Consider the following 5,662-nt stretch of genomic DNA (forward strand, 5'->3'; position numbering starts at 1 on the left):
GCCTTCGATCGATGAGACATTGCCATTGCCGAACTTGATGTGGAACACGCGGTCGCCCACATCGAAATTCGAGGGCGTTTCGCTGACGGATTTTGCCACGAGTTCGCCATCGATCGTGCGGCCCTTCACCGAACCGCGCCCAGCGCCGAGAACGGAATCCGTTTCGCCGTAGCCGATGCGCTCCACCTTTGCGCCGGAGCGCGAGCCCCAATTGTTGCGTGTCGCATCGGAGCGGTTTTGCTGGGCGCGTTGCCAGCCGGGGGTCGAATAGGTATTTTCGAACGGGTCGGCGCGGTCGAAGCGCGATTGGCCGTAGCCGCCGYCCCGGCCGCCATAGCCTCCGTAACTATCGCCGCCCGCTACCACGTCCACATGCGCTTCCGGCAACTCTTCGAGAAACCGGGAAGGGATCGTCGATTGCCACAGGCCGTGAATACGCCGGTTCGAAACGAACCAGATATGCAGGTTCTTCTTGGCGCGCGTCAGTCCGACATAGGCGAGGCGGCGTTCTTCTTCGAGCCCAGAGCGGCCGCCTTCATCCAGCGCGCGCTGGTGCGGAAACAGGCCTTCCTCCCAACCTGGAAGGATGACTGTCTCAAACTCAAGGCCCTTGGCCGAGTGAAGCGTCATGATATTCACGGCATCGAGGTTTTCGTTCTGCTCGGCATCCATGACCAGCGCGACGTGTTCGAGGAAAGAGCGCAGCGACTCATATTCCTCCATCGAGCGGATCAGTTCTTTCAGGTTTTCCAGCCGCCCCGGCGCCTCGGCGGAGCGATCCGCCTGCCACATGGCCGTATAACCGGATTCGTCGAGGATTTTCTCGGCGAGCTCCGTATGCGGGGTCGTGTCAATCTGCGCCTGCCAGCGCTGGAAATTTTCCACCACTTCGCGCAAGGCGGAGCGCGGCTTGGGCTTCAGCTCTTCCGTCTGGACGAGGTCGGCTGCCGCATCGAGCATGCTGATGTCGCGGGCCCGTGCATAATCATGCACCTGCCGGATTGCCGCTTCGCCGAGGCCGCGCTTGGGCGTGTTGATGATGCGTTCCAGCGCGAGATCGTCAGCGCCTTGCGCCACGACGCGGAAATAGGCCAGCGCATCGCGGATTTCGAGACGTTCATAAAACCGCGGGCCGCCGACCACCCGGTAATTCAGGCCGAGCGTGACGAAACGGTCTTCAAACTCGCRCATCTGGAACGAGGCGCGCACAAGGATCGCTATATTGTTGAGTAGGTGGCCCTTGCGCTGGGCTTGCTCGATCTCTTCGCCGACAGCGCGAGCTTCCTCTTCCGAGTCCCACGAGGCGTGCACATTGACCTTCGCGTCTTCAGGATTGGCCGCATCGGTGAAGAGGGTTTTACCGAGACGGCCTTCATTGTGCGAGATCAGGAACGAGGCGGTACCGAGAATATGCGCCGTCGAGCGGTAGTTCCGCTCCAGCCGGATCACAACAGCGCCGGGAAAATCCTTCTCGAAGCGCAGGATATTGTCCACTTCCGCGCCGCGCCAGCCATAAATCGACTGGTCATCATCGCCGACACAGCAGACATTCTTCGACCCCTGCGCGATCAGCCGCAGCCACATATATTGCGCGGTATTGGTGTCCTGATACTCGTCGACGAGGATATAGCGGAACTTGGCGTGATATTCCTTCAGTACATCCGGATAGGCGCGGAACATCCGGATCGGATGGCAAAGCAGATCGCCGAAATCGCAGGCGTTCAGCGTCTTCAGGCGGTTCTGGTAGGCGCTATAAAGCTCGCGGCCCTTGCCATTGGCAAAGGCGCGCGCGTCGCCTTCCGGTATTTCGGAAGGGCCAAGGCCCTTGTTCTTCCAGCCATCGATCATGAGCGCAAACTGCTTGGCGGGCCAGCGCTTGTCGTCGAGGCCCTCGGCCTGGATGATCTGCTTGATCAGGCGGACGACATCATCCGTGTCAAGAATGGTGAAATCGGACTTGAGACCGACCAGCTCCGCATGACGCCGCAGCAGCTTGACGCCGATCGAGTGGAAGGTGCCGAGCCATGGCATGCCCTCTACTGCACCGCCAACCAGAACGCCGATACGTTCTTTCATTTCGCGGGCGGCCTTGTTGGTAAAGGTCACCGCCAGGATCTGGCTTGGCCAGGCTTTGCCCAGCGAAAGGATATGCGCGATGCGGGAGGTCAAAACGCGCGTCTTGCCGGTGCCGGCACCCGCCAGGACGAGCACCGGACCTTCCGTCGTTTCAACCGCCAGTCGCTGTTCGGGATTGAGCCCGCTCAGGTAGGGTGGAGCCCCACGCGCTTGCATGGCGCGCGCAGCTATGCCTGAAGGCTGGCGCGGCGGCACATCAGCTTCGTCGAAAAACGGCATATCGTCAGGCAATCCGGACATTTGAACCCAATGTAGTGATTCGGTACCGAAAAACCAGAAAAATGCGATACAAAAAGAGAACGGGCGGGCTTAGGCACAATCTTCTACACCTAAACTTGAAGTTGAAATATGCGCCAGGCGATATTGCGTCCTTTGGATTTACGGCATACCCATTTTGATTGAGACGACTCTTTGACTTGAGCACACCCTGACAACCGCCGGCACGTTCGCTGCCGCATGTCAGAGATCATTCGATCCTGATTGAGCTTGGAAAAGGACTCCCGCCCCATGGCAATCACTCTGACGGCCCTTGTTTTCTTCTTGATCGGTGCGGCACTTGGTGCCGGTGGTGTCTGGCTCGCGGTGCTTGGCGGCAGCTGGTATTATATCCTCGCTGGGCTGGCTTTCCTGATAACCTCCTATTTTCTCTTTCGTAAACGCGCCTCGGCGTTGCTCGTTTATGCGGTCCTGGTGATCGGTACGCTTGGCTGGGCCATCTGGGAGATCGGCTTTGACTGGTGGCAGCTCGCGCCGCGCGGCGGTGTCATCATATTGCTCGGGCTATGGTTGCTGACACCGTGGATTCGCCGTGGACTGAATGCCGGCACTGGCGCTCAGCGCACTTCGTGGGGGCCGGCCATTCCTCTGCTTCTTAGCGTCCTTGCTGCACTTGTGGTTGCCGGCTACTCCATGATGGGGGATCCGAAGCAAATCACGGGCGAGCTCAGCAAGGAGGTCATCGCAACCGAGCCAGATCTTGGCGGCAACGTTCCCGCCGACGATTGGCACCAATATGGTCGCACACCCTATGGTCAGCGCTATTCGCCGCTGAAAGAGATTACGCCAGACAACGTCAATAGTTTGCAGGTTGCCTGGACCTACCAGACCGGCGATGTGAAACTGCCCGATGATGTCGGTGAAACCACCTATCAAGTGACGCCGCTGAAAGTGCGCGACACGCTCTATATCTGCACGCCGCACAATTGGGCCATTGCGCTCGATGCAGCGACGGGCAAGGAAAAGTGGAAGTTCGACCCGAATGTCGGGTTCAATCCCGATCGCCAGCACCAGACATGCCGCGGCGTCTCCTACTACGCCGATCCGGCTTTGCAGCCCGGCCAGCCTTGTGCGGAACGGGTCTATMTTCCGACCTCAGACGCGCGATTGATTGCCCTTGATGCGGCAAACGGCCAGATCTGCCCCTCCTTCGCCGATAAAGGCACCCTGCATCTTGAAAAGGGCATGCCATACGATCCGGCGGGCTATTATTATTCGACCTCACCGCCCGTCGTCGCTGCTGGCAAGATCATTGTTGGCGGTGCGGTCAATGATAATTACTCGATACGTGAGCAGTCCGGCGTTATTCGTGCGTACGATATCAATACAGGCGCACTCATCTGGAACTGGGATTCAGGCAATCCCGACGTGACGACGCCCTTGCCGGAGGGCCAGACCTATACCCACAATTCACCCAACAGCTGGTCGGTTTCAAGCGCCGATGAAAAACTGGGGCTGCTCTTCGTCCCGCTCGGCAACCAGACGCCCGACCAGCTTGGTGCGGGACGGTCGGAGAATGTCGAGAAGTTCTCGTCGTCGATCGTTGCGCTTGACCTGAATTCCGGCCAGTTGCGCTGGGTACGCCAGACGGTTCATCACGATCTCTGGGACATGGATGTTCCCGCGCAGCCGACGCTCCTCGATATCAATACCGCAACGGGTGCCATTCCAGCACTTGTCGGGCCGACCAAGCAGGGCGACATTTACGTTCTCGACCGGCGTACTGGCGAACCTATCCTGCCGATAGAGGAAGTCCCGGCGCCGACAGGTGCGATAGAGGGGGATCATACCGCTCCGACACAGCCCGTATCTGCTCTCAGCTTCATGCCGCAGCGTTTGACGGGCAAGGATATGTGGGGCGCGTCTATGTTCGACCAGCTAGCATGCCGCATCGAGTTCCTAAAATTACGCTACGAGGGCCGTTACACGCCGCCATCGCTGCAAGGATCGCTGATCTATCCCGGCAATTTCGGCGTGTTCAACTGGGGCGGCATTGCTGTCGATCCCGGGCGCCAGATCATGTTCGGCATGCCGACCTATCTTGCGTTTACCTCAAAGCTGGTTCCGCGTGCCGATGTTCCGCCACCGGGCGACAACACCAAGGGCAGCGAGCAGGGCCTCAATCGCAATGAAGGCGCCCCCTATGCGGTCATCATGGGACCCTTTGTTTCGCCGCTCGGCCTGCCTTGCCAAGCTCCACCATGGGGCTATGTGGCCGGGGCCGACCTGCGCACCGGCAAGATCACCTGGAAGCACCGGAATGGTACAGTGCGGGATTCGTCGCCGCTGCCTTTGCCGTTCAAGATCGGCGTTCCGGGCATTGGCGGTCCTATGATCACCGCCGGTGGCGTCGCTTTCCTCGGTGCTGCCGTGGATGATTACCTGCGCGCCTACGATGTCACGAGCGGCAAGCAGCTTTGGGAGGCACGCCTTCCAGCAGGCGGCCAGTCGACGCCCATGTCCTTCGCTTTGAACGGCAAACAGTATGTCGTCATGGTCGCCGGCGGGCACGGTTCTGTTGGGACCAAACCCGGCGACTATGTCATCGCCTATACCCTGCCGAAGTAGGGTATGGGCCGGATTGACTGCACTTCAAACCGCCTCTAACAATTGAGGCGGCAGATGCAGCCGGCCGCTCGCGGGCCTCACGGCTCAAGGTGAATGTATCGTACAAAACGTCGTTTCATCCTTTGATAGGTGAACGGGTCGGCAATGCGGGCACTGACTTTCCTCGTTCACCGTATGCGAAGGAAAACGATGCGTACATTCAATGACGCCAAGGCGATCGCCAAGTCGTTGCGCCAGGCACTCAAGCAAAAGAATATCGAGATCTCCCACAGCGAGGGGCTGGAACTCATCGCGGCGGGATTCGGTTTCGACAGTTGGAACGTACTTTCGGCGAAGATCGAGAATGAGTCGCCGACGACCAGTGCTGCCATTTCGTTTGGCCCGGCTATTCCGATCCTGCGGATATTCGATGTGGGGAAGGCCAAGGAATTCTATCTGGATTTCCTAGGGTTCACGCTCGATTGGGAGCATCGCTTTGGCGATAACTTTCCTCTGTATTGTCAGGTCTCGCGCTCTGGACTCACCTCGCATCTCAGCGAGCATTCCGGCGATGCCAGCCCCGGCGCACGTGTCTTCGTCCGCATGAAGGGTATCGATGCGCTTCATAAAGAACCTCACTCGAAAGACTACCGCTTCATGAAGCCCGGCATCGAACAACAGGATTGGGGGCGAGAGGTGATGG

Annotated in this window: 3 protein-coding genes; 2 read left to right on the forward strand and 1 reads right to left on the reverse strand. The window is 59.1% G+C overall.

Features of this window, described 5'->3' with window-relative positions; translation table 11 throughout:
• On the reverse strand, positions 1 to 2,376 hold a 2,376-nt coding region (locus ACXJ5O_RS17115), incomplete at its 3' end, for an ATP-dependent helicase (protein WP_457300932.1).
• A gap of 267 nt (positions 2,377 to 2,643) precedes the next feature.
• Between ACXJ5O_RS17115 and ACXJ5O_RS17120 the strand changes: the two genes are divergently transcribed.
• Complete coding sequence (locus ACXJ5O_RS17120) at positions 2,644 to 4,980, forward strand: glucose/quinate/shikimate family membrane-bound PQQ-dependent dehydrogenase (RefSeq protein ID WP_457300933.1); 2,337 nt, start codon at positions 2,644 to 2,646, stop codon at positions 4,978 to 4,980.
• 189 nt (positions 4,981 to 5,169) lie between these two features.
• A partial coding sequence (locus ACXJ5O_RS17125) for a glyoxalase superfamily protein (protein ID WP_457300934.1) occupies positions 5,170 to 5,662 on the forward strand: 493 nt, incomplete at its 3' end.

The organism is Phyllobacterium sp. P5_D12, from assembly GCF_054049495.1.